Origin of the sequence: Roseovarius litoreus, assembly GCF_900142765.1 — a bacterium.
Lineage (GTDB): Bacteria > Pseudomonadota > Alphaproteobacteria > Rhodobacterales > Rhodobacteraceae > Roseovarius > Roseovarius litoreus.
The window spans coordinates 144,671-171,522 of the sequence record NZ_FRCB01000006.1; the positions used below are offsets into that span (position 1 = coordinate 144,671).

24 protein-coding genes and 1 tRNA gene are annotated in these 26,852 nt (G+C 60.0%); 7 read left to right on the top strand and 18 right to left on the bottom strand.

Going from position 1 to position 26,852, the window contains the following annotated elements; translation table 11 throughout:
- Positions 1-144: 144 nt before the first annotated feature.
- Positions 145-1,365: a lytic murein transglycosylase gene (locus F3H35_RS12905; RefSeq protein WP_149779971.1), complete on the bottom strand. Its 1,221-nt coding sequence runs from the start codon at positions 1,363-1,365 to the stop codon at positions 145-147.
- 47 nt (positions 1,366-1,412) lie between these two features.
- On the bottom strand, positions 1,413-1,580 hold the full coding sequence (locus tag F3H35_RS18885) for a hypothetical protein (protein WP_188129963.1): 168 nt from the start codon (positions 1,578-1,580) through the stop codon (positions 1,413-1,415).
- A gap of 61 nt (positions 1,581-1,641) precedes the next feature.
- Here F3H35_RS18885 and F3H35_RS12910 point away from each other — a divergent pair.
- Positions 1,642-1,731: transfer RNA gene (locus F3H35_RS12910), tRNA-Ser, on the top strand.
- Positions 1,732-1,966: 235 nt separating this feature from the next.
- Here F3H35_RS12910 and F3H35_RS12915 read toward each other — a convergent pair.
- The 12 genes from F3H35_RS12915 to F3H35_RS12975 form a co-directional block, all read right to left on the bottom strand.
- Entirely contained in the window at positions 1,967-2,923 is a 957-nt protein-coding gene (locus F3H35_RS12915; protein WP_149779972.1) for a CobW family GTP-binding protein, read from the bottom strand.
- A 358-nt stretch (positions 2,924-3,281) separates the two neighbouring features.
- The gene (locus F3H35_RS12925) at positions 3,282-4,184 is read right to left on the bottom strand and encodes a polysaccharide deacetylase family protein (protein WP_149779973.1); all 903 of its coding nucleotides are present in this window, start codon (positions 4,182-4,184) and stop codon (positions 3,282-3,284) included.
- Between the two features lie 43 nt (positions 4,185-4,227).
- Entirely contained in the window at positions 4,228-5,580 is a 1,353-nt protein-coding gene (locus F3H35_RS12930; protein ID WP_149779974.1) for an amidase, read from the bottom strand.
- 15 nt (positions 5,581-5,595) lie between these two features.
- Positions 5,596-6,702 (bottom strand): ABC transporter ATP-binding protein, encoded by a 1,107-nt coding sequence (locus F3H35_RS12935; protein ID WP_149779975.1) that lies wholly within the window; start codon positions 6,700-6,702, stop codon positions 5,596-5,598.
- 71 nt (positions 6,703-6,773) lie between these two features.
- Positions 6,774-7,997: an ABC transporter substrate-binding protein gene (locus F3H35_RS12940; RefSeq protein WP_149779976.1), complete on the bottom strand. Its 1,224-nt coding sequence runs from the start codon at positions 7,995-7,997 to the stop codon at positions 6,774-6,776.
- Between the two features lie 65 nt (positions 7,998-8,062).
- Positions 8,063-8,818, bottom strand: coding sequence for an SDR family NAD(P)-dependent oxidoreductase (locus tag F3H35_RS12945; protein ID WP_007817668.1), 756 nt, complete (start codon positions 8,816-8,818; stop codon positions 8,063-8,065).
- Positions 8,815-9,531 carry an SDR family NAD(P)-dependent oxidoreductase gene (locus F3H35_RS12950; protein ID WP_149779977.1) on the bottom strand — a complete coding sequence of 239 codons (717 nt, stop codon included), beginning with the start codon at positions 9,529-9,531 and terminating at the stop codon, positions 8,815-8,817. Before F3H35_RS12950 ends, F3H35_RS12945 begins: the two co-directional genes overlap by 4 nt.
- A complete protein-coding gene (locus tag F3H35_RS12955; protein ID WP_149779978.1) occupies positions 9,528-10,379 on the bottom strand; it encodes an ABC transporter permease in 852 nt (283 codons plus the stop codon). Before F3H35_RS12955 ends, F3H35_RS12950 begins: the two co-directional genes overlap by 4 nt.
- Before the next feature lie 3 nt (positions 10,380-10,382).
- Positions 10,383-11,249 carry an ABC transporter permease gene (locus F3H35_RS12960; RefSeq protein WP_149779979.1) on the bottom strand — a complete coding sequence of 289 codons (867 nt, stop codon included), beginning with the start codon at positions 11,247-11,249 and terminating at the stop codon, positions 10,383-10,385.
- The gene (locus tag F3H35_RS12965) at positions 11,246-12,331 is read right to left on the bottom strand and encodes an ABC transporter ATP-binding protein (RefSeq protein ID WP_149779980.1); all 1,086 of its coding nucleotides are present in this window, start codon (positions 12,329-12,331) and stop codon (positions 11,246-11,248) included. The genes F3H35_RS12960 and F3H35_RS12965 overlap by 4 nt, the downstream gene beginning before the upstream one ends.
- Before the next feature lie 237 nt (positions 12,332-12,568).
- Positions 12,569-13,552: a GntR family transcriptional regulator gene (locus F3H35_RS12970; protein ID WP_223228411.1), complete on the bottom strand. Its 984-nt coding sequence runs from the start codon at positions 13,550-13,552 to the stop codon at positions 12,569-12,571.
- Positions 13,549-14,736 carry an ABC transporter substrate-binding protein gene (locus F3H35_RS12975; RefSeq protein WP_223228407.1) on the bottom strand — a complete coding sequence of 396 codons (1,188 nt, stop codon included), beginning with the start codon at positions 14,734-14,736 and terminating at the stop codon, positions 13,549-13,551. Before F3H35_RS12975 ends, F3H35_RS12970 begins: the two co-directional genes overlap by 4 nt.
- Before the next feature lie 349 nt (positions 14,737-15,085).
- On the opposite strand from F3H35_RS12975, the gene F3H35_RS12980 reads away from it, so the two are divergent.
- The 3 genes from F3H35_RS12980 (at position 15,086) to F3H35_RS12990 (ending at position 20,143) form a co-directional block, all read left to right on the top strand.
- On the top strand, positions 15,086-16,042 hold the full coding sequence (locus tag F3H35_RS12980) for an AraC family transcriptional regulator (RefSeq protein ID WP_149779983.1): 957 nt from the start codon (positions 15,086-15,088) through the stop codon (positions 16,040-16,042).
- Between the two features lie 108 nt (positions 16,043-16,150).
- The gene (locus F3H35_RS12985) at positions 16,151-18,178 is read left to right on the top strand and encodes a hydantoinase/oxoprolinase family protein (RefSeq protein WP_149779984.1); all 2,028 of its coding nucleotides are present in this window, start codon (positions 16,151-16,153) and stop codon (positions 18,176-18,178) included.
- 3 nt (positions 18,179-18,181) lie between these two features.
- Positions 18,182-20,143: a hydantoinase B/oxoprolinase family protein gene (locus F3H35_RS12990; RefSeq protein ID WP_149779985.1), complete on the top strand. Its 1,962-nt coding sequence runs from the start codon at positions 18,182-18,184 to the stop codon at positions 20,141-20,143.
- A 182-nt stretch (positions 20,144-20,325) separates the two neighbouring features.
- On the opposite strand, the gene F3H35_RS12995 is transcribed toward F3H35_RS12990, so the two are convergent.
- Complete coding sequence (locus tag F3H35_RS12995) at positions 20,326-21,690, bottom strand: ATP-binding protein (protein ID WP_149779986.1); 1,365 nt, start codon at positions 21,688-21,690, stop codon at positions 20,326-20,328.
- The gene (locus tag F3H35_RS13000; protein ID WP_149779987.1) at positions 21,687-22,346 is read right to left on the bottom strand and encodes a response regulator transcription factor; all 660 of its coding nucleotides are present in this window, start codon (positions 22,344-22,346) and stop codon (positions 21,687-21,689) included. The genes F3H35_RS12995 and F3H35_RS13000 overlap by 4 nt, the downstream gene beginning before the upstream one ends.
- A gap of 143 nt (positions 22,347-22,489) precedes the next feature.
- Between F3H35_RS13000 and F3H35_RS13005 the strand changes: the two genes are divergently transcribed.
- The 3 genes from F3H35_RS13005 (at position 22,490) to F3H35_RS13015 (ending at position 23,875) form a co-directional block, all read left to right on the top strand.
- Positions 22,490-22,792, top strand: a complete 303-nt coding sequence (locus F3H35_RS13005) for a PepSY domain-containing protein (protein ID WP_149779988.1) — start codon at positions 22,490-22,492, stop codon at positions 22,790-22,792.
- A 151-nt stretch (positions 22,793-22,943) separates the two neighbouring features.
- Positions 22,944-23,405, top strand: coding sequence for a hypothetical protein (locus F3H35_RS19215; RefSeq protein WP_394852315.1), 462 nt, complete (start codon positions 22,944-22,946; stop codon positions 23,403-23,405).
- A gap of 80 nt (positions 23,406-23,485) precedes the next feature.
- The gene (locus tag F3H35_RS13015) at positions 23,486-23,875 is read left to right on the top strand and encodes a PepSY domain-containing protein (RefSeq protein ID WP_149779990.1); all 390 of its coding nucleotides are present in this window, start codon (positions 23,486-23,488) and stop codon (positions 23,873-23,875) included.
- A 618-nt stretch (positions 23,876-24,493) separates the two neighbouring features.
- On the opposite strand, the gene F3H35_RS13020 is transcribed toward F3H35_RS13015, so the two are convergent.
- Complete coding sequence (locus tag F3H35_RS13020) at positions 24,494-25,486, bottom strand: NAD(P)H-quinone oxidoreductase (protein WP_149779991.1); 993 nt, start codon at positions 25,484-25,486, stop codon at positions 24,494-24,496.
- A 7-nt stretch (positions 25,487-25,493) separates the two neighbouring features.
- Positions 25,494-26,768: a hypothetical protein gene (locus F3H35_RS13025; protein WP_149779992.1), complete on the bottom strand. Its 1,275-nt coding sequence runs from the start codon at positions 26,766-26,768 to the stop codon at positions 25,494-25,496.
- Between the last annotated feature and the right edge of the window lie 84 nt (positions 26,769-26,852).

Below are 26,852 nucleotides of genomic sequence, written 5' to 3' on the forward strand. Positions count from 1 at the left end.
ACGGAATTTGCGGCAAACAGAACGAACGCTCTATTAACCCTGCCCATTTCTGTGCCCGATACCGACGCGATACCGACGTGATACCGACGCGATACCGAACGGAGTTTTTCGCCGTTAATCAGGGGCTTGGGGGTGATTCGGCACTCACCGCGCCAGCGCGTCGATCACCGCCCTGTCCGGAAAGCATGTCGGGGTCCGTCCGGTGGCCTCCTGCCAGCGCCCGATGGATCGCCGCGTCTTGAATCCCGGCAGCCCGTCCACCCCGCCGACATCATGCCCCAGCCTCTCGAGGCCCTGCTGCATCCGTGCGATATCCGACCGCATCAGCCGCCCCGGATCGCGCCAGCGCCCCTCGAAATCGCCCATGCCATAGGCGATCCTGTCGCCCACGTGACCCACGTAAAGCGCATAGAGATCGCTCATGTTATAGTCCTTCAGGACATAGAAATTGGGCGTCACGACAAAGGCCGGCCCGTGCCGCCCGGCCGGCATCATCAGAAAGCCGTCTTTGTTTTTTTCATTATCAGGGAAGGGTTTACCCGATACCCGCCGCACGCCTGCAGCGGCCCAATCGGCGATCCGGCGCCCCTGGTCCGGCCCCTCCAGCGCGCAGGAGACCGTGTCGGGAACCACCACCTCGAACCCCCAGTCGCGCCCCGCCTGCCAGCCGTGCCGCGCGAGGTAATTGGCGATCGACGCGATCGTGTCGGCCTCCGAGGTCCAGATATCTGCGCGCCGGTCGCCGTCGCCATCTGCGGCATGCTCCAGAACATTCGAGGGCATGAATTGCGGCTGCCCTAGCGCCCCGGCCCAACTGCTTCTCAGCGTCCCAGCCGGGGCCTGACCGCGCTCCAGAATCTGCAGGGCGGCCAGAAGTTCGTCCGTGAAATATGCCGCCCGCGTGCTCATAAATCCTTTGGTCGCAAGGACTTGAACGGCGTTGTGCGGAATTTTCGCGCGCCCATATGCGCTTTCCCGTCCCCAGATTCCCAGCACGATCCGCCCCGGCACGCCGGTCTTGCGCTCCGCTTCCGCCAGCGCCCTCGCGTGCTGCTGCGCCATCTGCCGTCCCACCGCCGCATCCGTCTCGACCCCGCTGAAATAGCGCGATGGCGCCCCGAATTCCGCCTGTCTCTGCCGTGTCGGGACCTGCGCCTTTTGCCCCGGCACAACCAGATCCGGCAGCTCCCAATTGAGCCGCACACCCTCCACCGCCGCATCGAACGTGCGCCGCGAAACGCCTGTCCTTTGCGCCTCTGGCCAGATCGTCTGCTCCAGCCAGCTCTGGAACTGACGCTCGATCTGCTGACGGTCCTGCGCCCATGCCGGAAGCGCCAAGGCGAGGGTCAGAAGAAGGGAAAACATGTACCGTATCAATGCGTTGGCCTTCCATTGCCCAAGGTCTGCACACCCTATGTTACGCCAGATCCTCTCTGGCTGACCACACCCATATCCGCCCGGCAGGCCCCTTGCTCCCGCGCGCCACCCACCTGCGCCCTCGCCTCGGGCGGCAGGCCTTCAGCCTCGGATGAGGATGTGTGCCGGCGATATTTCACCAGCGCCGCACCAATCTCCACCATATGTCGGTTTCCTGAAATTTCGCCTTGTAAACAGTGTCACCGCCCGGCTATACGCGTCGGCGGAGACGTGGCCGAGTGGTCGAAGGCGCTCCCCTGCTAAGGGAGTAGGCCCGGAAGGGTCTCGTGGGTTCGAATCCCATCGTCTCCGCCACTTCCCTGAGGTGTTGAAAGCACGAGTGCAGCATTACTCTGCATAGGGTCGTCAGCTTAGGATTCAGCGGTTCGTGGCCCATCCCTCTCTTGGACAGATGACCAAAGCCTTATTCGCGTGATTTCAGGGGGTTAGCTCAAGGGCCAGACGCCTGTTTCACTCAACGACGGGGAGGCCCGGAGATGGTTGCCCGTCTTTTCTCAGTCATCCACGTAAACTACGCCGTTTGTTGGGCCTAGCCGCGGGTGAAATAGTCCAGCGATCGGCGCAGATCATCGCCTTTGTATCCGCGCCCGATGAAAACGATCTGGTTTTGACGTTGAGCCGCCTCGGGCGGCAGCAATTCGGGCGGCTGCACGGACTTTCGCACCGCTTGTAACAGCAATGGACCCGCAGGCGTGTCGAAGACACCCTTGACGCGGACCAGATCATCGCCACGCGCATAGATAAGTGCCGACAGCCAAATGGAAAATGTGGCCCAGTCCACATCGTCCGGGATGTCGATTTTCGTGGGTTGGATCGGCTCGCCACCATCCGAGATCCGGGGCAGATCATAAGGTGGTACAGCCGGCAAGTCCGGCAAGGCGAAAGGTTCGCCCTTCACCGCAGCCTCGATCCTGGCGACCGGATTGAGATGGCGCACGGTTGCGACAACAGTGGCCAGCACCGCATCGGGAACAGCATCCACCTTGGTTAAGATGATGCGGTCGGCCGCTTCGATCTGCGCCCGTCCCAAATGCTCGGTGCGCAATTGGTCCGCCGCATTCATGGCGTCCACCAGCACGATGATTTCGGCCACGCGGATGTGATGCACAAGCACGCTGTCTTGCTGGATGGCATCCAGTATGGCGGCAGGATCGGCAAGACCGCTCGTTTCGAGAACAATCTGGGCAGTCTTTCGGTCTTCGGGCTTCTGTCGGCTATGGGCATCGCACAGCGCCTTGAGCGCATTGACAAGATCATCCTTGCCCGTGCAGCAGGCACATCCGCCTGACAACATCGTGACGCCTGCGGATTGAGATGCCAGCAACGTGTCGTCGACCGGAGTTTCGGCAGCTTCGTTGATGAGAATATGGGCCTTGCCGAAGCCACCTTCGTAAAGCTGATGGCGCAGCCAGGTTGTCTTGCCGGAGCCCAAGTAACCACCAAGAATGGTCAGCCGAAGACGGCCATCTTCTGGTGGCGCGATCATGAGTTGGGTTCGGCCGCGGTGAACCGGGGATCAAGCGGATCGATGGGGTGGCCCAATTGCTGCGCGGCTTCCTGCCATACGGCTTCAAGATCTGGCAGCAATGTGGTGCGACCTGAAAAGGAAGACAGCGCAAAGCCCGGCCCGTGCCCGGGGGGACGCGCCTTGAAGCCATAGCCATTCAGCAATCTGTTCAGGATCTGGGCACGGCGCATTTGCAGCCTTAGCCTGTCGCCGGCGTTATCGGCACCTGCGTCGGTCCAGTGGCCAGGGCGTGTCGGGAAACCGCATGCATTGCACATCTGAACACCTCATCGAATTGCGGAGGGGGCAGCGCGCATGGCGCTGCCCCTGTGCCATTTCAGATCACTTCAGGACGCTTGTCGCTGTCGAACGGGAAGCGCTGGCGGAAGTCGTCCGCAATGGTGTTGAAATCCACCCATTCGACGCCGGAATGCGTGTTGATATAATCGATCAGCCGCTCGAGCATCAGCAGAACCTGCGGACGGCCCGCAACGTCGGGGTGAATGGTGATCGGGAAAACCCCGTAGTCCATTTCACGATAGACCCAGTCGAACTGGTCCTTCCACATCTGCTCGATATCACGCGGGCTGACAAAGCCGTGGCTGTTGGGCGCGTTCTTGATGAACATCATCGGCGGAAGATCGTCGACATACCAGTTTGCGCCGATATCCACGAGGTCGATCTCTTTGCCGTGCTTGAGCGGATGCATCCACTCACCGGCGGTCTTGGAATAGTCGATCACATTCCATTCGTCGCCGACACGGGCATAGAACGGCTGGAAATCACGGTAGCTTTGGCTGTGGTCGTAGGAAAATCCGTACTTGCCCAACAGCGACGCGGTCACGTTGGACATTTCCCACCAGGGTGCGACATAGCCCTTGGGGGCTTCGCCGGTGAGTTTCTTGATCAGTTCGATGGACTTGACCAGAACATCCTCTTCCTGAGAAGGGGTCATCGCAACCGGGTTTTCATGCAAATAGCCATGTGCGCCAATCTCGTGTCCCGCCTCGACGATCATGTCCATCTCTTTCGGAAATGTCTCGATCGAATGGCCCGGGATGAAGAACGACGTCCGCATCTCGTATTTCTTGAACAGGCGCAGCAGGCGCGGCACGCCGACTTCGGTCGCGAAGATGCCGCGCTGGATGTCGTTGGGTGAATCTCCCCCGCCATAAGAGCCGATCTGGCCCGCGACAGAGTCGATATCCGTGCCGAAGGCACAGTAGATTTTCTTGGTCATTTTGGGTCTCCTCTTCTTTGTTTCAGTCGATGTCACCGCGGCACTAGCCGCGGATGATCTCTTCGCAGCTCAGAGCGGCGGCCAGCAGGGCTGTGTCTTGACCGGTCGGGGCTGACAGCAGGAAGCCCGTCGGCATGCCATCGGCATCGGTGCCGTTGGGAATGGAAACGCCACACCAATCTAGGAAATTGCCCAAAGAGGTGTTGCGCAGCGTCAGGCCGTTGTGGCGAAAGAAAACCTCCTGATCCGCTTCGAGCGGCTCGATCTCCATGGCGGTGGTGGCCGTGGTCGGGCACAGCACGATTGACCGGCCTATTCTGGCCGCTGTCGACGCCATCATGCGGGTGCGGGCCTGTTGCAGTAACAGAACGTCAACTGCGCTCATGCTCTCGGCCAGCCTGATGCGGCGCACGACGCGGGCATCCATTTGCGCGGCTGCAGGGCCGCGCACCCGCTCGCGATGCAGCGCCAGCGCTTCCGCACCGGCCAGAAAACCGTGCTCGGCGATCAGGTCGGTCAGTTCCGACAGTTCAGGAAGCGAAATGCGCTTGACCCGTGCTCCCGCCGTCTCGAGCCTGTCCACGGTCGCGTTGAAATTGGCCGCGACCGATGGCGCAAGCCCATCCAGAAAGATCTCGTCCGGAATGACGAAGGACAATCCATCGACATCTGCGGGCTGCGCCTCGGGGCTGTCTTTGCCGCGCAAGACCGCGTCGAACAAGGCACAATCGGCAACCGTGTGTGCCAGTGGCCCAATCGTATCGAGGGATTTCGCCAGTGGATAGACCCCGTCCATGGGATAGCGGCCCGAAGAGGTCTTGTAGCCCACCACGCCGTTGAAAGAGGCCGGGATACGGACCGAGCCGCCCGTATCCGTGCCTATCGAGATAGGGACGATCCCGGCCGAAACGACCACGCCAGAGCCCGAGGATGAACCGCCCGGGCTGCGTCTTTGACCGGTGGGGGCATGCACATTGCGGGGCGTGCCGTAATGTGGGTTGAGGCCGATACCCGAAAAGGCGAATTCCGTCATGTTGACCGTACCGGTGCTGATCATCCCGGCCCTGTGGGCTGTTGCGATCACCGGTGCGTCGGCCTTCGCCGCTGTATCTGTTCTGGTGACGATGGCTCCGGCGGTGGTCACGCGGCCTTTCAGATCAAAAAGGTCCTTCCACGCCACAGGCACACCATCCAACGGGCCTGCCGGCAAGCCTGACTTGAACCGCAAGCGCGAAGCCTCGGCCTCGGCCATCGCGCGATCGCGGGTCGTTTCGATATAAATTGCGGTGTCGCCGTGCTGTTCCAGACGGTCATAGACCTCTTCGGTCAGTGCAACGGGATCAAGTTTTCCCGAGCGCAATCCCTCTGAAATATGCTGTGCGGTCGTATAGGCCATAAAATTGCCTTGCCCCTAGTTGTCGATCACGGTGGCATTGGAGGGATTCCACGCGACGAAGGCGCGAGACCCAGCTTTGAGGCGGTCGCGGTATTTGTCCACATGCCCTTCGACATTGATCTGATTGCCATCCGCGAAGCGCACGATCATATGCATGATATGGCCGACGATTTGCAGCTTCTCGATGGTGCAGCTGATGGCGTTCGAGCCGAAATTCGCGCGCATTTCGTCTTCCGGCACGTCGGCGGGAACAAGATCCACGGCCTCGGCCGGCAGGATGATGCTCATCTCGCGGCCTGCATGGACATCGACGCCCGCGCGGTTCGCACCGGTCAGATGGCCAAAGGCTGTTTGGAGGATCACATTTCCATCTTCCTGCCCGACGACGGTTCCCGGCAATATGGTGTTCGAGCCGATGAAGCGGGCGACGAACTGGCTGCAGGGGCGTGTGTAAAGCTCGCGTGGGGGGCTGATCTGTTCGATGCGGCCCGCGTTCATCACGACAATCCGGTCGGACAGCGCGAGGGCCTCGGATTGCGCATGTGTCACGAAGACAAAGGTGATACCGAGGTCGCGTTGCAGCAGTTTCAATTCGTTCTGGATACTCTTGCGCAGGTTCGCATCAAGCGCGCCAAGGGGTTCGTCCAGCAGCAGGATGTCCGGTTCGACAACCAGTGAGCGGGCAAGGGCGATCCGCTGACGCTGGCCACCCGACAGACGCGCGGTCGGCATGTTCGCAATCGCGCTCAGGCCCAGCTTTTCCAGGATCTCGTCAACCTTGCGATTGGCTTGGTCGCGCGGCATGTTCTTGACCTCGAGGCCGAACAGCACGTTCTGGCGCACGTTCATATGCGGGAAAAGCGCATAGTTCTGAAAGATCATCGAGGTGGGGCGCTTCTCGGGGAGTTGGTCGTTGACCCGCTTGCCGCGGATCATCAGATCGCCTGACGTGATCGTTTCAAACCCTGAAATCATCCGCAGGGTCGTGGATTTACCACAGCCGGAAGGGCCCAGGAATGCTATGAATTCCCCTTTCTCGACATCCAGATTGAAGTCGATGACGGCCGGTGTTCCATTGTCATAGGTCTTGTAGACGTTCGTGAGCTGAAGATCATAGGCCAAGGGAAATGCGTCCTGTTCCTGGGAAAAGGGAAGGGGGGTTCAGCCGGCGGGCCGGCTGAACCAATGTCGATTTATGCAGAGAGGAATTCGTCCCACTTCTGGATGAGCAGGTCGTACTCATCGGGCCACTGGTGCCAGTAGGCCACGTTGGCGGCGCGCTCTTCGAGGGATCCCCCATCGCGAAGATCGCCTTCCTTGATGCCACGCTCGGTTGCACCAACCCACGGCTTGCCTTCGTACCAGAAGGCATATTTGTCAGGATCCATGACGTTCTTGACGTTCGTTGTGGGCGAATAATAGCCCTGCTCGGACACGGCGATCGCAGGCGGGCCGGACAACCAGTAGTCGGCATAGGCTGCGACGGCTTCAAGGTTTGGCGACGTCTTGAGCGGGGCGACACCGATCGACCAGCCGCGATAGCCGCTTTTCATGGTCGCATAGGAACACTCGACGCCTTGTGCCTTCACGGCCATCACTGCGGGCTGCCATGCGTCGGCAATGACCATCTCGCCGGAAGCCAGCAGGTTCACCAGTTCGCCGAAGTCGCCCCAAAGCGCGCGGAACTGTCCTTCTTTCTTCTTGGAGATCAGGAACTTGGCGGCTTCTTCGATAGCGGCGGCATCCGGGTTTCCGGGGTTTGACACCTCGAGCAGGTTCAGTTCGTTCATGGCGAGGACGGCTTGACCGAAGGCGATCAGCGGGTCCACGTTCAGGCCGGTCTTGCCCTTGAATTTCGGATCGAAGAGCGACGACCAGTTGGAGGCTTCTTCCGCATCCACCAGATCGGGACGATAGCCGATGGAGTCGTAGTTGTAGACCGTCGGCACCATGTTCAGGCGCGTCTGGCTTTCATCCTCCCAAATCTGGCCGACAATCTGCTGATTGAGCGCCCAACGGTCGGACGGGGTGGTGAAGGTTTCGCGAATTCCCGCCCAGTTCGTCAGGTCCGAAGCAGCAACAGGCGCAAGCTTGTCCGTGGCAACCATCGCTGCAAGACGCTCGCCGATGATTTCCCAGCAGTCATAGGCATCGGAGCCGGACAGAATTTCGGTTTGGGTGTTGGGGAAGATATCCGCCTTGCCGCTAACCGAACCGACGCCGGATTTTTCCTTGAAATCGTTCAGGATACGTTCCTGCACGGTCACCGAAAGACCAACGGTGCGCAACTCCTGGTTGGCCAGGTTCGCCGCGAATGCCTGCTGTGCGCCAAGGAAGGGCATGCCGCCCGCCGCGAGCGCCGCAGAGCCTGCCGTGGCTTTCAGAAAGTTCCGTCTTGAGAAATTTGAGTGTGTCACTTTTCTTCTCCATGTTGAGGTCGTTTCGTCTTTGGAAATTGGGAAGTCTTGCTTCCCTTCCGTGTTCAGTAGCGCCCGACCATAAGCCCACCATCCACGGTAATAACCTGACCTGTCAGATATCTTGCGGCGTCGGACGCGAGGAACGCCACGACATCCGCAATGTCATCCGGCAGGCCAATGCGGCCAAGCGGAACGATATCGCCCACTGTTTTGGCCCCCTCGGGTCCAAGGGAGTGTTTCTCCGACAAAAGCTGAGCCGTTCGGATATATCCCGGCGCGACTCCATTCACCCGAACGCCGCTTCGGCCCAGTTCAACCGCAAGGCCGCGGACCAGACCGACCACCCCGGCCTTGGCTGCCGAGTAGTGCACATGCTCATCCCAGCCATAGGCGACGCCCATGATCGACGAAAGGCAGACGACCGCACCCTTGCCGCGCGCTTTCATGCCCGGCACGGCAGGCCTGATAACGCGAAGCATCCCCTTGAGGTCGATATCAAAGGTGTGATCCCATTTCTCGTCGGTCAGTTGTTCCAGCGGAACACGGTGCGCAATCCCAGCATTGGCCACGATCGTGTCTATCCTGCCAAAGCGGGTTTCGATGTCCTTTACCACCGCATTGGCACGATCGGTGTCGCGCACATCGAGATGCTGGAACTCCGCCTCGCCGCCGGCCTTGCGGATCTCCTGAACGATGCTGCGACCTTCGTCCTCGAGAATGTCTGTGGCGATCACATGATCACCGCGCGCGGCAAGAGCTTTGGCGGTGGCACGCCCTATGCCGATACCGGCGCCCGTGATCAGAGCAACTGATTTCATAGCATTACGTCTCCGGAATTTGGTGAAAGCGTCTGGCCGACATAGATGCGCGCCGCGTCGGAACACAGGAAGGCAACCGTTTCTGCGACATCTTCGGGTTCTCCAAAGTGGCCCAAGGGAAGTTCGGCGGCTTTTGCCGCGCGCCATTCTTCGGAAAGCGCGCGCACCAAAGGTGTATTGATCGGACCGGGGGCGACAGCGTTGACGCGCACGCCTTGGGTCGACACCTCGCGCGCCAGCGCCTTGGTCATCCCGATGATCCCGGCTTTCGCCGCGGAATAATGGACCAACTCGATCCCGCCGATCTGGCCAAGTTGCGAGGCCATGTTGACCACGCAGCCGGATTTCCGGGCAAGCATTTGGGGCAGGACCGCGCGCGTGCACAGGAACGTGCCGCGTAGATGGACGGAAATCATGCGATCGAAATCGACAGGGTCGAGATCGACAAAGCGCGATTGGTGCACGTGGCCGGCGTTGTTGACGAGATGGGTCGGCGCACCGAATTCTGCAACACATGTCTCGAGCATGCGGGCCACGTCCTGCTCGTTCGAGACATCGCCTTGCACTGCAAGCCCACCGATCTGTGCAGCGGCCTCGTTCGCGGCGTCGGCATTGTAGTCATTCACGACGACATTATAGCCCAGCCCAGCAAGCTTCGTGGCAACTGCAAGGCCGATCCCTGATCCTGCGCCAGTGACGATGACCGTATTCATGCGATATCTTCCTGCATGGCCATTTTCTTTGCGCGCCGGACGCTCAGGCCCATCAGGATGCCGTAGACCGCCAAGAGCGCGAATGAGAACAGTGTTGTCATGACCCCGAAGGCAAAGATGTTGGGATGGATCTCGACCGAGAAGGTGCCGTAAATCGCAAGCGGCAATGTCTGGTCTCGGCCCGAAGCGAACAGGGTGCGCGGGAATTCATCAAAGCTGAGCGTGAAGGCGAAAAGCATGGCCGACAGAACGCCCGGGAAGATCAGCGGGAACGTCACCTTGCGGAACGTCGTGATGGGCGAGACGCCAAGCGACCACGATGCCTCCTCGACAGAGCCGTCGAAGCGGTTGAGGATCGCCAGCATCACAAGGAAAGCGAACGGGAATGTATAGACCACATGCGCCAGGAAAGCCGTGCTCCACCAGTGGCGCTCGATACCGACCACGTTATTGGCCAGCAGCGATGTGCCAAGGCCGGTGAGAACGCCTGGAACCATCATCCCGAGAACGATCAAGTAGAACACCACACCAGCGCCCCGGAACCGTTTGCGGAAGGCCTGCGCGGCCATGACGCCGAGAACCGTCGCTGTGACCATCGTCATGAAGGCCAGTGTCAGCGAGCGAACAAGAGCCTCACCAACCGGCAGCGGGGCAATGCGTGATGGCGGGGTCAGCCCGAAAAGATGCTGGTACCAGTAAGTGGACCATTCGATGATCGGAAACTGCGGCCCCCCTTCGGGTCCCTGCTGAAAGGACAGTATGCTCAGCACGATGAAGGGACCGTAGAGAAACAGGATGAACAGGCCGACATAGACTGCGAGGATCGGTTTGAGGATCTTGGATTCCATCGCTTAAATCTCCCGCTTCAGATCGACGATGCGCAGAAATCCTGCCACCACGATGCCCAGCAGGATGGTCAGGATCACCCCGACAACCGATGCCATGGCCCATTTCAGCGATCCCACCTGGGTCACAATGATATTGCCCAGAAGGTTCACCTTTCTTCCGGACAGGGCACCCGATGTTGCGAATTCGCCCAGAACCATCACGCTGACGAAGATCGCGCCGACCACGACCCCGGGCAAGCTGAGCGGGAAGATGATCTTCCAGAAGATCCGTCCGAAACCGGCGCCCAGGTCGCGGGCAGCCTCGATGATGTTGCGATCGATCCGGCCTAGCATGAAGGCGATCGGCCCCACCATGAAGACGACGTAAATCTGCGTCATGCCGATGATGACCGAAAGTTCGGAAAACAGAAGAACCTCGATCGGCGTGTCGATAAGACCGACTTTCTGAAGGATGATGTTGATCGCCCCCTCCTTGCCCAACATGGGGCGCCAGGCCAGCACCCGGATCAGAAACGAGGTCCAGAAGGGGATCACGCACAGCACAAGCAAGACTGTTGCAACCGTCTTGCTCTTGACCAGCAAGCCCACATAGAGAGCGGCGGGATACCCGATGAGGAAGGTCAGGGTAAGAACGATCAGCCACAGCCGGATCGTGGTCCAGAGTGCACCGACATAGGCCTCCGAGGCGAAGAAGTTCCGCCAGCTGTCCAGCGTCAGTGTCGAGTTTATCGCGAAGGTCGTCTGCGTCCAGAACGACACGTAAACGATCATCATGATCGGTGCGACCAGGAACAGGATCATCCAGACGACGCCGGGAGCAAGCAGCTGGAATGTGGTTGCTTTCTGCCGTTTGCCAATTGCCGCACTCATTGTGCTGCCTCCTTGCCAAATACGATCGCCTGCGCGGGATCCCATGAAAGAATGTAATTTTGTCCGACGCTCAGATCGCGTGGCTCGCCCAGACTGAGGTGATGATCGACCTCGACTGTCTTGTGGTCTGCGGTTTCAAACAGAAAGATGATCGAGGATCCGAGATATTCGCTCGCGAGGTAGCGGACAGGCAGCGCCGGTCCGGGCAGATCCGAGGCATCCGTGTCGAATATCCGTGTCCGGTCATACCGGATCGCGTAGACATCGCTGTCGTTGGCCCGAACCGAAGACACGGGCGCTGCTCCGAAGGCGCCATGGAAGCTGCCGTCTTTCAGAGTTCCCTCGAAAAGATTGAAGCGATTCAGAAACAGCGCGACATCCGAAATGATCGGACGGTCATAAATCGCATCCGGCGTGTCGTATTGCACGATCCGGCCGGCATCCAGAACCGCTACCCGGTCGCCCATCGCCAGAGCTTCGGTTTCGCTTCCCGTCACATGCAGGAAGGTCACATCGAGCCTTTCGCGAATGGTCCGCAGTTCCGTCTGCATTCTTTCGCGCAAGTTGGCGTCCAGTGCCCCAAGCGGCTCGTCCAGCAACACCAGTTTAGGCTGCATCACGAGTGAACGCGCCAGTGCAACGCGCTGCTTTTGCCCACCAGATATCTGATCCGGATTCCGGTCTTCCAGACCAGCAAGCCCGACCATGTCGATCGAGGCCCTGACGCGATCCGTGATCTCTGCGTCCGGTACTTTGGTCGCGCCATTCCGCAAGCCGAAGGCGACGTTCTCGAAAATGGTCAGGTGTGGGAAAAGTGCGAAATTCTGAAAGACAAAGCCGATTCCGCGCTCATGAGCCGGCAGATCGGTGATGTCACGACCCTGAAACCAGATGCGGCCCGTATCCGGAGCTTCAAATCCGGCGATCACACGCAGGAGTGAGGTCTTGCCCGACCCCGATGGCCCCAGCAACGCGATGTAGCTGTTGTCCTCAGCTCCGAAATCTATGCCGTCAAGCGCGGTCAGATTGCCATATCTGCGCGTCACTCCCTCCAGCCGAAAAATGGGGTCGCTTTGCGTCATAAAGCCCTCTTTTCGTTGTGAACCCAAGCAACTCAGCCGCCGCACGACCTGCTTCTGGGGTGCTGCAACATGGCCTGAACACAAAATGTATATCGTATGAAATGACTAATTGAGGCTTATGGCAATAGCCATCTTTTCCCGGATACTTTGCGATTATCACGCAAAATTCCGGAAATATTAAGAAAATCCACGTAATTTACCGAAGAAATAAATGGATATCGCGTTCCAAATCCATTTTTAAACTCTGTTCAGATATTTGGGGATCGATTCGCTTTCGGGTATTAGCGCCACGATCTTGAGCCGTGCCAAACTCTTGTACGACAATATGCGCAAATGTTCTTTCAAATATTCAGTCGAGGCGCTTGTTTGGCGTGATCCGATCAGATGGAAAAGGGCGCCGTACTGATCCAGGGCGACCGTGTCCACCGGCAATCCCAGGTCGCTGAGCGCCTTGTCCATCGCAGACAACAGCAAGCGATTGTTGTCGATGATTTCCACAAGAGCATTGTTGGGGGCCTTGCGAAGACAGTAACGCATCAGCGCATCTTCCAGTTCGGCCGCGTCCTTTGCCTTGCCGCTCTCGATCTGCTGGCAGATCCGCGTGATCTGGGAATAGTCGATGAAATCGGTCGCCATCCGCAGGGCTTCCGGTTCCATCAAACTGCGAAGCTCGAACTTCTCGCGCAGGGTCCGGGCGGTCAGTGGCCCGGCAAGCCAATGCGAGGTTGCCCCCTTTCGGATCAAACCCCGTTCATTCAGGCGGCTCAGGACATCTCGGGCGACGGTTCTGCTGACACCGAGGTGGTTTGCCAGCTCGGTTTCGACCACCCGGAATTCACCGAATATCTGGCAGGCCGCTATTTCCGCTTCGACCTTGTCATAGACCCGGAGCCATGTCCCGCGCACAGCCAAGGCCGAGCGCGAGGCAGGGGGAATGTCGAAATCGAAATCCTCCAGGGGCTTCCGGATCGGTTTCAGGTTGGCCGAAGGTTGTCCGACCAGATAGCCGCGTCCCCGGAACCGGTGTATCAAACCCTCTGCGTTGAGCATTCGAAGCGATGCCTGCACCGGAGCGCGGCTGGTTTGCATCAGCTTTGCGATCGGGCCTTCGATCAAAACAAAGCCATCGGGCAGGCGCCCGGACACGATGTTGTATCGCAAGACCCGGCTGATGGTTTCGTAAAGAGGCTCCTGTTCAAGGCTTTTGGGTTTCGCGGTCATTGTCCGAACGTTCCGAGGCTTGTGATGAACCGGTTCCAGGCGCGGGCCGCGTAATTGTATTCGTCCATCACCGTATTCCACAACGCGATCCGGCTGACGCGTTCGCGGTAGGCTCCGCCTGCGCGGCGTTGACCCGCTCGAACCACGATCCTTCCATCAGGCCCTTTCAAGTCGCATCGGGCGGTCTCTCCTTCATACCAATAGCCCCATTCCTCAGGGCTCAGATATTCGCGTACGCCATCGGCATTCGTCATGTAATGCCCCTGACGCGCCATCACCGCACCCGCCGGACCGGACAGCCACCAGTTCAGATACTCATAGGCGATATCCAACTGGCTACCCGAAAGGTGCCGCGCGAGTGAGGCGCCACCGTGCCAGGCGCGATACCCTTCGCGTGGCACGCTTTCGCAGAAGACGCCCTGCATATGACCAAGATTGCCGTAAGAGGGGGACCACATGCTTTGCACCGAGACCCGGTCCGCGCGCACCAGCGCTTCGGCTTGATCGGGAGACACCCAACTGCCGACAAAGAACCCCTGTTGCCGAAGCGTTTCCAGCAGGGCCATAAGGCTGTCGATCTCGTCAACGGTCATGTTGCCGATATCCTCGAACGTCAGGTCTCCGTTCGACTCGGCGGCCAGAGCCGCGTCATAGATTCCGATCGCGGGTTCATCCACCAGAGCGATCCGCCCGCGTGCCCGGCGGTCCAGCAACCATGCCCAGCTCGAGCCCTCGGGTCCCTCATCCCCGAAAAGGCGGCGGTCGAAACCGAAACTGTCGACGTTATGGGCGGTCGGCAACATGCTGATCAGCGGCATCGGTTGCTGGCCCAATGTGCCATCCGGCTGAACATAGAGCTTGCGCACCGGGGCGTCGCCATGGCCCTGCCAAGTATATTTGCTAATGCCACCCGTCTTGGCGAGATCGCCGATTTTGTCCCATTGGAGAATGCGCCGCGTGTCGATCGGCTGCAGCGCGCCCCAATACCAGACGATATCCAGATTGTGAAAGCATTGCTCATAGATGTCGTAGTTCATAGGATCCATGGCCGCCCGGTGCTGGCAGGTCAGGAAGTCGAGCGATTCATGCTGGATTTCAAAGCCAAGGTCCGCCTCCGCCAGCTGCCGCACTTCCTCCAGCAAGGTGACATCGGTCCCGCGCACACGAAGGACATGCCGTTTCACCTGGGCAGGTGCCGCTGGTTTTTGCGAATGACGCAGGTCGGCATGCATCGGAGCGGTTTTCCAAATTGAAACGTACCGGACATCGGCACAAGACGTGCAACATGAGGCCCCAAAGGCGCCTGCTGTGCAAGACCGCATCGCGCCGTTCGGGGCGCCACCTTGGCGTGTCCTTGGGCGTTTTTGGCGCATGCGCCAGGCGAATTGCAAGCCTCGGCACTCCGGATCCCCAGAGAGGAGGGCACCAAACTTTTGTGCGCAAATCACCTATTTTGCCTTGTGGCTTGGGGTAAGGTTTACCCTAAGATGACAAGGCCGGTATTTGCGACAAGCCGTCCGACAGGAGGAAAGGATGTTTTTTTCTACCGACCACGGAAGTGCCATCGACAAGAACAAAGTCTGGTCGCGAACGATCTCGGAAACCTATTTCCCGCTCTCGGTTGAATGCCGGGACGCCACGCGTTTCAGGGGGTCTTTGAAGTCGTGGGGGCTTGGTGTGATGGGCCTGTCCGAGATGGAATGCGATGGCGTCATGTACCGCCGCAACAAGAGCCATTTCCAAGAGGAAAAGGACAACAGTCTGCTGATCACGATCCCCCATGTCGCCGAGGTGCGTTTCCATCAGGCGTCACGCCATACGCGCTGTGCGCCAGGTGGGTTTTTGGTCGAACAGGGCGACATGCCATATGAATTCTCTCACAGCCAGCGCAACAAACTTTGGGTGCTGAAAGTGCCTACGGCCAGTGTGCAGTCGCGCGTCGGGCCGACGGAACGCCTGAGCGCCCTCACATTTGATGCGCGCTCCGGGATCGGGTCCTATTTCGTCGGCGCCGTGCGCAACACGATCGAAAGCATTGACGTCATCAACGATGCCGCGCGTGAAATGGCCGGACAACATCTGCTCGATCTTCTGTGCCTCTCGATGCGCAGCGATGATCGCATTCTTGATAGTTCCGTGTCGACGATCCGTGCCGCCCATCTGCAGCGGGCTGAGCAGTTCATACGTGATAACCTGTCAAACCCCAATCTGGGGCCGCAGATGGTGGCCGAATCCTGCGGCATATCCCTTCGGTATCTGCAGGGTTTGTTCGCCGAAAACGAGTGCTCTGTTGCGGGCTATATTCGTGACAGGCGGCTGACCCGCTGTCGCGAGACGCTGGAGATGGTGCATGACACCTCCACCATGGCCCAGATCGCGCAGAAATGGGGCTTCTACGATCAGGCCCAGTTCTGCAAGCACTACCGCGCCAAGTTCGGCTGCACGCCGACGGAGACACGCAAGCAAAGGCGTTCGGCTGCATGCGTCTGACCCGTCGTGAGACGAAAGTTCGATGAGCCTCCTGCACTCGTGGTTTCGCAGGCGAACGGTATCGCCTGTCGCGCGTTCGGCAGGTGTGAAAAAGGATAGGAAAAACTGATGACAAAGACGAGAGTTGCAGTGGATGTCGGGGGGACGTTCACCGACGTCTGTATCATGGACGAAGAGACCGGGCAGATCCGGATCGAAAAGACACCGTCCACCCCCGATGATCCCATGCGCGCCATCCTGACTGGCGTGTCGGATGCCAAGGTAAGCCTGTCCGACGTCACCATGTTTTCACACGGGACCACGGTGGCCACGAATGCGCTGATCACACGCAAGTTGCCGCGCGCGGCCATGGTCTGCACAGAAGGTTTCCGCGATGTTGTCGAGATCCGCCGCTCGAACAAGGAAGACCTGTGGGACACCTACAAGGATGTTGCCAAACCCTATATTCCGCGAAGGGACCGTCTGACCGTAAAGGAACGCGTGGACGCTGCTGGAAAGATCATCCAGGAGCTTGACGAGGATGAGGCACGCCGCGTCGCCGAGATCCTGAAAAAGCGCGACATAAAGGCGGTCGCGGTTTGCTTCATCAACTCGTATGTCAACAGTACGAACGAAGTGCGCATGCGGGCGATCCTGCGCGAGGTGATGCCGGATGTGCATATCTCGATATCGTCAGAAATCATGCCCGAAATATTCGAGCATGAGCGGTTCTCCACGACGATGGTCAATGCCGTCGTGTCGCCGGTGGTCGTCGATTACGTCTCGCGCCTCAGCGACAAGCTGACGGACGGTGGATACAATCGGGACCTTCTTTTGCTGCACTCGGGCGGCGGGGTCATGACACCTGCCAGCGTCAAGGATTTCGCGGCGCGTCTTGCGGGGTCCGGCATCGCGGCGGGGGCCATCGCCAGCCGTTTCATCGGCAATCTGTGCGGCTATGAGAACTCGATCGGTTTCGACATGGGCGGGACCAGCACAGATGTGTCGCTGACCTACCGCGGCGAATCCACGGTGACGAAGGACTGGTATATCGAATACGGCTATCCGATCCGGTTTCCCAGCATCGAGGTGCTGACAATCGGGGCCGGCGGGGGATCTCTGGCCTGGAAGGACGAGGGGGGATCGCTGCGCAACGGGCCACAATCCGCCGGAGCCTATCCGGGGCCTGCCTGCTACTCCAATGGCAACGAGGTGGCGACCAACAGTGATGCCAATGTTGTCTTGGGCCGACTAGGACATAGCCTTGCCGGCGGCGACATCACTCTTGATCCTGCACTGGCCGAAAAGGCTGTGCGCGAGACAGTCGCAGAACCTTTCGGCATGGAACTTCACGAGGCGGCAGAGGCGATCATTGACGTGGCCAACGCCAATATGGCCAACGCGGTGCGCCTTCTGTCGATCAGCCGCGGACATGACCCGCGGGATTTCGCGCTGATCGCCTTTGGCGGTGCAGGCGCCCTGCATGGTGCTGCGGTGGCAAAAGAGCTGTCCATTCCTGTCGTGATCGTGCCGCCCAACCCGGGCGTCACCTCGGCGATGGGATGCCTGCTGGTCGATATCCAGCACGACTTTTCCGACAGTTTCATGGCGGATGCAGCGACCACGACGCCGGAAGACCTGGAAGCCGCATTTTCAAGGATCGAGAAAGAGGCTGTGGCACGGTTGCGCCACGAAGGTGTCGCGCCCGAAGACACCGTTTTGCAACGCTCGGTCGAGATGATGTACCAGGGACAGTGGCGGTCGCTTTCCGTCTCGGCTCCGTCCCCGATCACGAGCACGAAGGACCTCGTGCAAGGTTTTCACAACGAGCATGAGCGCGAATACAATTTCCGTCGCGAAGACGCACCCGTCAGTATCTTCCGTGTCGGCGTCAAGGCGACCGGCATCGTGCAGAAGGCCAAGCTTCCGTCCTTCGAGGTCGTCAAGCACGCACCCGAACCATCAGGCACCCGCGCGGTTTGGTTCAAGGGGGAAAAATGCGAGGCCGCGATCTATGACCGCGCCAAGATGAAGGCGGGGGCTGAATTTACCGGGCCCGCCATTGTCGAGCAGATCGACTCGACAGTCGTCGTGCCGCCCAAGGCTACGGCCAAGGTCGACCAATACATGAACATTCTTATTCGCGTGAAGGACTGAGGTATGAACAGCACAACCAATCAGGAACTGGACCCGGTCACATTCGAGGTTCTCAAGAATTCTTTCATTACCTCGGTCGACCAGATGGCCGAGCAGATGCTGCGGACTTGCTATTCCTTCGTGATCTACAACCGTGATTTCTCGAATGGTCTGCATGACGCCGAAGGAAACTGCGTTGCGCAGGGCAATTCTGACATCGCGGTGCATGTCGGAACCTTGCACTATACCTGCAAGGACGTGATCCGTGTTTTCGAAGGCGATATGTATCCCGGTGATGTCTATGCGATCAACGATCCATATGCAGGCGGTACCCACTTCAGCGACGTGCGCCTGATCCGCCCGATCTTCGACGAAGAACAGCTGATCGGTTTCTCGCAGTCCAACGGGCACTGGTCCGATCTGGGTGGCTCCGTTCCGGGGTCGTTCAACGTCGCGGCGCATGAGATGTTCGGCGAAGCGGTGCGGATCACACCTGTCCGGCTGTTTCACAAGGGCAGGTTCTGTGCCGATGTAGCGAATATGATCGCGGCCAATACGCGCGATCCCGCGTCGATCATCGGCGACATCCATTCACAGGCCCAGGCGACACAGGTGGCCGAACGCGAACTTCAGCGACTGGTGGCCAAATATGGACGCGATCAAGTCACCCAAGGCATGGGCGCGGTGCAGGACTATGTCGAACGCGCGGTGCGTCAGCGCATATCGGACTTGCCTGACGGGACTTGGGAGGCTGTGGATTATATCGACCGTGATCCTGGTGCAGGCGAGGGAATGATCCCGATCCATATCAAGATGACAATCAAGGGCGACCGGATCGTTTATGATTTCGAGGGCAGCCACCCGACCATCTCTTCGATCTACAATTCCGCGCATGGCGCCACGTTTTCGGCCGTGGTCGCCGGGATGAAGACATTTTTCCCCGACTTACCGCTCAATAGCGGGTTTTACCGCATGGTCGAGGTCAAGGCTCCGAAGAACAGTGTCGTGAGTGCGGAATGGCCCGTTGCGGTGACGGGCTTTCTGATGCCGTTCGAAAAGATCATGAACGCGATTTTCGAAATGTGGTCACAGATCATGCCGGAGCGCGCCATCGCCTGTGCCTTCAACCTGGAATATCTGCTCGCCGGTGGGAACGATCTGCGCAAGCCTGAGAAACCCATCTACATGTTTTACGAGTGGTTGCCCGGTGGCTGGGGCGGGCGCAATGGCAAGGATGGAAGCGACGTGACAACCGCCTGTTTCGGTACCGGCTTGATGTCGCAACCTTCGGAAGGCAACGAGCGCGTGAACCCGACGCGCGCCGATGAATTTCAGATCAAGCAGGACAGTCCTGGCCCCGGCAAATGGCGTGGCGGTGCTGGCGTGATCAAGGCGTCGACATTGCTGGAAGCTGAAAACACGGTCATTTCCTATATCTGCGACCGGGAACGCGCTGTTGTCTGGGGCGTCGAAGGTGGTTTGCCGTCGATGCCGCACGGTCTGATGATCGAGCATGCAGACACTGGCGAGGAAAAGTGGCTGGGTTCCGTATTCTCGAATTACAAGATCAAGAGCGGCGACAGGTTCACACGGCCCACCGCCGGGGGTGGTGGCTATGGCGACCCACTGGAGCGCGACCCGGAGCGTGTTCGTCAGGATGTGATTGACGAATATGTTTCGGTCAAGCGGGCAGAACTCGACTATGGCGTGGTGATCAAGGTGATTGACGCCGACATGCTGGAATACGAGATCGACGAAGCCGCGACCGAAAAGGCCCGAGCGTATATTCGCCAAAACCGCGTGGGCTGGGCTCGAATGGACCCCGAGATCGTGTCTCGCATGTATCAGAACGGCGAAATCGACGAGATGGACGCGGTTCGCAGATATGCCGTCATCCTGGACTGGGGGACAGGCGAGATCATGGAGAACTCGACGCGGCAGTTCCGGGAGAGCTTTGAGAAGCGTTCCGTCGCGCATTGGAGCTGACATTGTCATGGCCCGGCACATCCTGCCGGGCCATGTGCATTGGTCACGGCTGTCCAAGAATCTCCGTCTGTGAAGCGGGCAGGGCACTTGCCCCGCACAGACATGTTCCTAGCCCCCCCGGAAAGCAGGCGATCCGGCAAATGGTGCAGGTGCGTGTCACCAACCGCTTGCCTGACAGCACTTCAAGACTTGTGGATTTTGTCCGGAGAGGCCGTGTCGGGAACCATAGGCAGTTGGATCGATGCCTGAAACCCGTCGGGCGCATCGGCGCGTGGTGACACCAGAACGAGGTCGCTTCCGATCCGCTCGGCGATGGCCGTGACGATGGCCAGACCCAGCCCGCTGCCCTCACTACTGGCGTTCGCGCGCTCGAAACGACCCGCCAGTCGGGCGATCGTGTCGCGCGGCACGACCGGGCCGTCATTTGCCACGCTCAGAAGACCGTCGCTTGTCAGGCTCACCTCGACCGGAGTGGTTTCCGCGCCATGGCGCAAGGCGTTCTCCACAAGGTTTCGGCACAGGATGCCGAAAGCGTCTGGGTGGATGTCCGACAGGACAGGACTGTCCGGCAGGGTCAGGACGATGCGCCCCGGCGCGCAGGCGCGCGCCATATCCTCCACCATGATCCTCGCCACGGTCCTGATATCGGTGCCCCGGTCCGTTCTCAGCTGCCCGCCTTCCGCCCGCGCAAGCTGCATCAGGCGCTCGGAAAGCCGGGTCAGCCGCTTGAGTGTCGTTTCAATTTCCCGAGCGCGCGCGTCAATCGCCGGATCACGTGTTTCGGACCGAATGCGCTGTGCCTGCCCGATGGCGCCGGCCAGAGGCGTGCGGATTTCATGGGCTGCATTGGCCGCAAAGCTGCGTTCGGCCTCGAAGGCGTCGCGCATCCGGGCAAGCAGCCCGTTGACCGTTGCCGCAAGGGGCGACAGCTCCGCTGGAAGGCCCTCGGCGGGGATTTCCGACAGGTCGCGTGCGCTCCGCGCCTCGATCCGCGTGCGGAAATGGCGCAGCGGCGCGAGACTGAACCGCACAGTCAAAATGATGGCCACCAGCGCCACCGGCAGTACGATCAACAGTGGCAGGCTGAATCCAACTTGGATTTCGCGCGCGACCTCGGCGCGATGCGTCAGCGGTTCGGCCACCGTGATCCGGATCGTCCCCCGCAGCGCCGCATCACTATACAGGCGATGAGTGGCGGTCTGCTGAAACCCTGTCCCGTCATAGGGTGGGAAAATGGCCGGATCGGCCGCATGGGACTGCAGAAGAACACGCCCTTCGCTATCGCGCACCACATAGGTGAAAAACTCGTCATGCGCGCGGATCGGGGTCAGTCGCTGCGTTATTCCCTGATCTTCCCGGCCGACGATGTCGGTTACCGCGAGCGGAAGGATGCGCTCTGCGGTTTCGCGCAGGGCGCTGTCAAAGACCTCGTCCATCTCGCCGCGGATCGTGACAGCTGTCACCGTCGCAGCCACAAGCCAGAGGATTGTCAGCACAAGGCCAAGCGACAGCGCAAGCCGGGCCTGCAGGCTTGCCGGCCATCTCATGGGCGCCCCAGACGGTAACCCATACCGCGCTCGGTTTCGATGATCCCGGCTCCCAGTTTCTTGCGCAACCGGCTGACATGCACTTCGATCGTGTTGCTTTCCACCTCGGCGCCAAATTCATAAAGCTTTTCTTCAAGTTGCGCCTTCGACAAAAGCTGCCCGGGACGCGCAAGAAAGGCCTCGAACAACGCCCATTCTCGCGCGGTCAATTGCACCGGCTTGCCGTCGCGATGAACACTGTGCGCGGCAAGATCGACGTCGATGGGGCCATGGGTGATGATTGGGTTGGGGTTGCCACAATAGCGCCGCGCGACCGAGCCGATCCTCGCGGATAATTCGGCAAGGTCGAAGGGCTTTACGAGGTAATCATCAGCGCCCGCGTTCAACCCCTCGATCCGATCCGTGACCTGATCGAGGGCGGTCAGAATGATGACCGGTGTCACATCGCCCCGCAGCCGCAACGCCTTCAGAAATCCGATGCCGCGTCCATCCGGCAGCATAAGGTCGAGAAGGATCAGATCATAAGACGTTGCGCGCAGCGCATCATCCGCAGCGTCAAGCCTGGTGACCCAATCCACCGACCGGCCATCCGCCGCAATCTGGTCCCGCACGGCCGCGCCGAGCGTCGTATCGTCCTCGATCAGCAGGATGCGCATGGATGTCCCTTCCGTTTCGATGATCCACCTTTGGCGGCTATGGCTGACACAAAGCTGACGCTTGCGAGGACAGCTCTTCAGGTTCCTGTAAGTATGGTGACGCTTAATGGCCCCGAACAGATGCTCCACATTGAGTTTGTCCCATGAAGAAGACATTGACAATTCTTGGTTTTATCGCGGTTTTTCCGGCCGGTGCCGCATTGGCGGATGATGATTGCTATGCGCCGATGGCGAATTGGCAGCCGCGCGAGACAGTCGCTCGGCTCGCCACCGAGAATGGCTGGACGGTGCGTCGTATCAAGATCGACGATGGTTGCTACGAGATCGACGGCAGGGATGCCGCCGGGCGGCGCATCGAGGTGACGCTCCATCCCGAGACGCTCCAGATCATCGAGTTCGAATACGAAGACGATGATGATGACGACGACGACGATGACGATGACTGATGCAATCGATCACGCCGCCCGGCATATCGATACGGGTGCGTCCAGCAAGGTCCGGGTCTCGGACCCGGTCATCAGGATCTTTTACCGGGGTTTTGTCTAGACCGTTGCGCCGGCCTGGGCGAGCGCGCAAGAGCGTTCGAGGATAGACCAACTGTCAGGATACGCGGCCGTGGGACTTGTCGCGATCCGGCTGGTAGGGGCTTGGGCAAGCCGCCATGTGCGCTTCTCTCAATTCGTCAGCCCCCGGGGCAACTCTTGCCTATCTGCGCGACATAATCCGGCGGGCGCGGTCATGGTGCTGGCCTTGCTTGCAACGCGCTCCTGCGTTGCCGTCACCGGATTCCTCAAAGACGCACCCGGTCGCTTGGCAATGGTGCCGGCCATTCTGGCGATCTTGGCTCCCGCATGGGCGGACGAGGCGGGTGCCCACCGCGAATACGGCGCGCAGGCCAAGGCCATGAGCGAGACACTCCAAGAGGCGCATGAGCTCTTCGCCAACCTGTTGCTCTTGCCGGTGTTGCGGCATGTGGGCGGTATCGTGCTGGCGTCTGTCCGCCATCACGAAAACCGGGCCACGCTCTCACCGGCGGAGCCTTTCCTGACGGCGACTTGACGTGGAAAGCGTCGGGCCGTCAGGAAACCCTCAGATAGTGGCGCCAAATTGGTCTCAGCAGCAAAAAAGGAGATACTGCCATGAAAAAGACACTTATCGCCTTGACCCTTTTCGCCACCTTGCCAGCAGGCGCCGTGCTTGCGGATGACGATGATTGTTTCGTCCCCCGTGATCAATGGCAGCCGCAAGAGACCGCGATGCAACTGGCCCGGCAAAACGGCTGGACAGTGCGCGAGTTCAAGATCGACGATGCCTGCTACAAGATCGAGGGACGCGATGCCAATGGCCGTCCAATCGAGGTGAAACTCGACCCGGGTACACTTCAGGTGGTCGAATTCGAGTATGAGGATTACGATGATCGCCGCGGCTCACTCAACTTGGCGCCTGCCAATCCCGTCGCGCCCTCGGTCTCGCCGCAGCGAAATGGCTCTATGCAATCGGATGACAGTTCCCTGCGTCAGGTCAACTGACGACCTTCCCGGCCTTGCCTTGGCAGGGCCGGTGATTGGTTTCACGCTGCGACAGACAGGTCCGTGACAGGACGCATGCGGTTGATGCCGGCAAAAAAAGACAGGAGCGTCGCTACCTCGCTGAGACGGTGGCGGCACCCCTTCGTCTTTTTATGCCGTAACCGGACGGCAGCATCGCGCCCTTGACAGCGGCAGAGCCGGGTGCCGTCCATGCGCCCGATATCGAACAAGCCCGACCAGCGGCGGCAACGCGTCTCTCCGCTCTGCCTTGGGCCATCGGTGACCATCCTGCCGGGGCCAGACTCATGGCGTGCAAACCGCGCGATAATGCAGCCGCTGCGCTTCTTCCCGGCCCTCGCTTTCATCGTTCCCCAAATACTCACCAAGGACCCCCCGTGGTACTGCCGAGACGCATCAGGCAGACGCATGCAGGCCCGACAAGACGTGTTGACAGAAAATGCCTTCAAATGACGGCAGGCCGATCCGAATGGCGCCTGAACAAGATGAAATAGCTTCAGTGCCGGGGCAGGCGGGTTTTGATCCGACGCCAAGGATACGTGCAGTCCCACGGTCTCATCTTGCCGGTCCCAAGGCGTCTGCGCCCTCGGCCCCCAAGCCCTATCCCACGGACAAGACGATTTTTCCGACATGCCCGCCCGCTTCCAGTTCGGCATGGGCGTCGCAGGCCCGGTCAAGCGGTTGGACCGAATGGATCACCGGCTTGACGGTGCCATTTTCCAGAAGCGGCCAGACCTTGCGCTGCAGATCTGCGGCGATCAGGCCCTTTTCTTGCGGCGTTTGCGGGCGCAGGGTGCTGCCGCACAGGCTCTGGCGCTTGCGGATCATCCCTTCGATATTCACCTCCGCCTGCCCGCCGCCCAGAAAGGCGATGATGACAAGCCGCCCTGCAACCGCCAGTGACGCAAGATTGCGCTCCAGATACTCGGCGCAGATCATGTCAAGAATGACATCGACGCCGCGCCCTTCGGTCAGGCGCAGGATCTCTTCCTCGAAACGCTCCGTTTTGTAGTTGATCGCCTCGGTGGCGCCCAGATCCCGGCATGCCCGACATTTCTCATCCGTACCCGCGGTGGCATAGACCTTCGCACCGAAGGCGCGGGCCAGCTGGATCGCCGCGGTGCCGATGCCGCTTGCGCCGCCATGGATCAGGACAGTGTCCCTCTCGGCCAACCGCCCGATCTGGAAGAGGTTGGTCCAGACGGTGAAGAAGGTTTCGGGAATGGCTGCGGCCTCGATCGCCGTCAGGCCCGAGGGCCAGGGCAGTACCTGCTCTTCGGGCGCGACGCAATATTCGGCATATCCGCCGCCTGCCACCAGGGCGCAGACCTTGTCGCCATGCGAAAACCGCCTGACGCCTTGGCCGCAGGACACGATCTCGCCTGCGACTTCCAGCCCGAGCACTTCGGTGATGCCGGGAGGCGGCGGATATCCGCCCTGGCGCTGACGCAGATCAGGGCGGTTGACCCCTGCCGCTGCGACCCGGATCAGCACCTCGCCCGCGGCCGGTGCGGGAACGGCGATCCCGCGCGGTTGAAGAACCTCGGGGCCGCCGGGGCTGGTGGCGAAGATGGCTTGCATCATGTGGTTCATGGATGATCTACCTTTGCAATGAAATGAATGCGGCAATGGCGCAGAAAAGCCCGGTCGCCAGAAGCGCCAGGCAGGTGAGTTTGATGTTGCCCGACCGCACGAGCGGTCCTGCCTCGAGCCCCATCACCCGACTTGTGATCAGAACATTCGCGGTGAAGGGCGAAGAGGCAGCGGTAATGCCCCATCCGATGATCGCTGCCAGCGCCAGCCAGATCAGCGCGGCTTCTGGAACAAGCGGGTGCAACACGCCCAGCAGGATACTGGCCGAAACGATCGGGTTTATCGCCCAAAGACCTCCGATGACCATCCCGACTGGTACCAGAGCGATGAGCGCGGGGATCACGATATCCGGCGGGGCGGACAAGGCGCCGTCGAATGAGGCGATTGCCTTGGCGATGATGGCGCCCAGAAAACCGGCTCCGGATACGATCACGATCTCATTGACGCCCGTTTCGGCCGTGACCGCCAGTTCTTCGGGCAATCCCGGCGCGCTGCCCGCCCATGTCTGCAACGCCCACCAGGACAACGAAAACCCCAGAACGGCGACAAGCACGGACTCGGGCATCGAAAGACCGGCCAACTGATTGAGGCCGAACGCGACTGTGACCAGCAGCGCAACCCTCAGCACGACCCGCGCCAGCACCTTCTTCTCGTGAAGCGGGGGCAGGGCACGCGCGAGATCCGTTTGTGCCGGCGCGCTCTTCGACAGAAGATAACCGGCGGTTACGTAAATCAGGCCGGCGGCGATGCCGAAGGGCAGGATCTGAAAATAATCGACCTCCGGCAGGATCGACAAGGTGATGATCGTCGACAGCGCAAGCGGTGACCACATCGGCATCGCCGCGAACCCGCGCAGCATGGCCAGGGTCAGGTCTTCGATGGCATTCTGACGCGCAAGCGTTTCCCTGCTTTGGGCCAGCAGCGTCGCCATCAGGCTGGCGGCCCCGAAATTCAGAAAGATCGCGAAAATATGCGTGCCGAAGGTCACGAAAAGATACCGTGTCCCGCGCGGTCTGCTCGCGACCACCGTGGCAGCGCTTCGGATATCGGGCGCCCGCGAGGCGGCGCGGCTCAGCATGCCGAGCGCGATCAGGAAGGCGCCCAGGAATGTTACGCGCGACATGGCGTCCGAGGCTTCAAGCCAGCCGGTGATCCAGACCAAGAAGAACAGCACGGTCACGATGCTTCCGATGATCCTTGCGGGTCGGTTAAGACGGCGGTGGTTCAAAACGGCAAGGGCGATCAACGCGCATACCACGGTACTCTCGGGAACGGGATGCATGATTGACACGGCTCCTGCGCCCAGCAGAAAAAACGCCAATAAGGTGTTGAGCCTTGCCTTCGAGGGATGTGCCATGGCGGGCCT

Excerpts from the sequence above, each read along its gene's own strand:
- F3H35_RS12970 (WP_223228411.1), bottom strand. The coding sequence starts at position 13,552 with ATGACCGCGAAACCCAAAAGCCTTGAACAGGAGCCTCTTTACGAAACC.
- F3H35_RS12990 (WP_149779985.1), top strand. The coding sequence starts at position 18,182 with ATGAACAGCACAACCAATCAGGAACTGGACCCGGTCACATTCGAGGTT.
- F3H35_RS13005 (WP_149779988.1), top strand. The coding sequence starts at position 22,490 with ATGAAGAAGACATTGACAATTCTTGGTTTTATCGCGGTTTTTCCGGCC.
- F3H35_RS12965 (WP_149779980.1), bottom strand. The coding sequence starts at position 12,331 with ATGACGCAAAGCGACCCCATTTTTCGGCTGGAGGGAGTGACGCGCAGA.
- F3H35_RS12945 (WP_007817668.1), bottom strand. The coding sequence starts at position 8,818 with ATGAAATCAGTTGCTCTGATCACGGGCGCCGGTATCGGCATAGGGCGT.
- F3H35_RS12980 (WP_149779983.1), top strand. The coding sequence starts at position 15,086 with ATGTTTTTTTCTACCGACCACGGAAGTGCCATCGACAAGAACAAAGTC.
- F3H35_RS18885 (WP_188129963.1), bottom strand. The coding sequence starts at position 1,580 with ATGGTGGAGATTGGTGCGGCGCTGGTGAAATATCGCCGGCACACATCC.
- F3H35_RS12960 (WP_149779979.1), bottom strand. The coding sequence starts at position 11,249 with ATGAGTGCGGCAATTGGCAAACGGCAGAAAGCAACCACATTCCAGCTG.
- F3H35_RS12925 (WP_149779973.1), bottom strand. The coding sequence starts at position 4,184 with ATGACCAAGAAAATCTACTGTGCCTTCGGCACGGATATCGACTCTGTC.
- F3H35_RS12985 (WP_149779984.1), top strand. The coding sequence starts at position 16,151 with ATGACAAAGACGAGAGTTGCAGTGGATGTCGGGGGGACGTTCACCGAC.
- F3H35_RS13000 (WP_149779987.1), bottom strand. The coding sequence starts at position 22,346 with ATGCGCATCCTGCTGATCGAGGACGATACGACGCTCGGCGCGGCCGTG.
- F3H35_RS13025 (WP_149779992.1), bottom strand. The coding sequence starts at position 26,768 with ATGCATCCCGTTCCCGAGAGTACCGTGGTATGCGCGTTGATCGCCCTT.
- F3H35_RS13015 (WP_149779990.1), top strand. The coding sequence starts at position 23,486 with ATGAAAAAGACACTTATCGCCTTGACCCTTTTCGCCACCTTGCCAGCA.
- F3H35_RS12905 (WP_149779971.1), bottom strand. The coding sequence starts at position 1,365 with ATGTTTTCCCTTCTTCTGACCCTCGCCTTGGCGCTTCCGGCATGGGCG.
- F3H35_RS12950 (WP_149779977.1), bottom strand. The coding sequence starts at position 9,531 with ATGAATACGGTCATCGTCACTGGCGCAGGATCAGGGATCGGCCTTGCA.
- F3H35_RS12995 (WP_149779986.1), bottom strand. The coding sequence starts at position 21,690 with ATGAGATGGCCGGCAAGCCTGCAGGCCCGGCTTGCGCTGTCGCTTGGC.
- F3H35_RS12930 (WP_149779974.1), bottom strand. The coding sequence starts at position 5,580 with ATGGCCTATACGACCGCACAGCATATTTCAGAGGGATTGCGCTCGGGA.
- F3H35_RS13020 (WP_149779991.1), bottom strand. The coding sequence starts at position 25,486 with ATGAACCACATGATGCAAGCCATCTTCGCCACCAGCCCCGGCGGCCCC.
- F3H35_RS12955 (WP_149779978.1), bottom strand. The coding sequence starts at position 10,379 with ATGGAATCCAAGATCCTCAAACCGATCCTCGCAGTCTATGTCGGCCTG.
- F3H35_RS12915 (WP_149779972.1), bottom strand. The coding sequence starts at position 2,923 with ATGATCGCGCCACCAGAAGATGGCCGTCTTCGGCTGACCATTCTTGGT.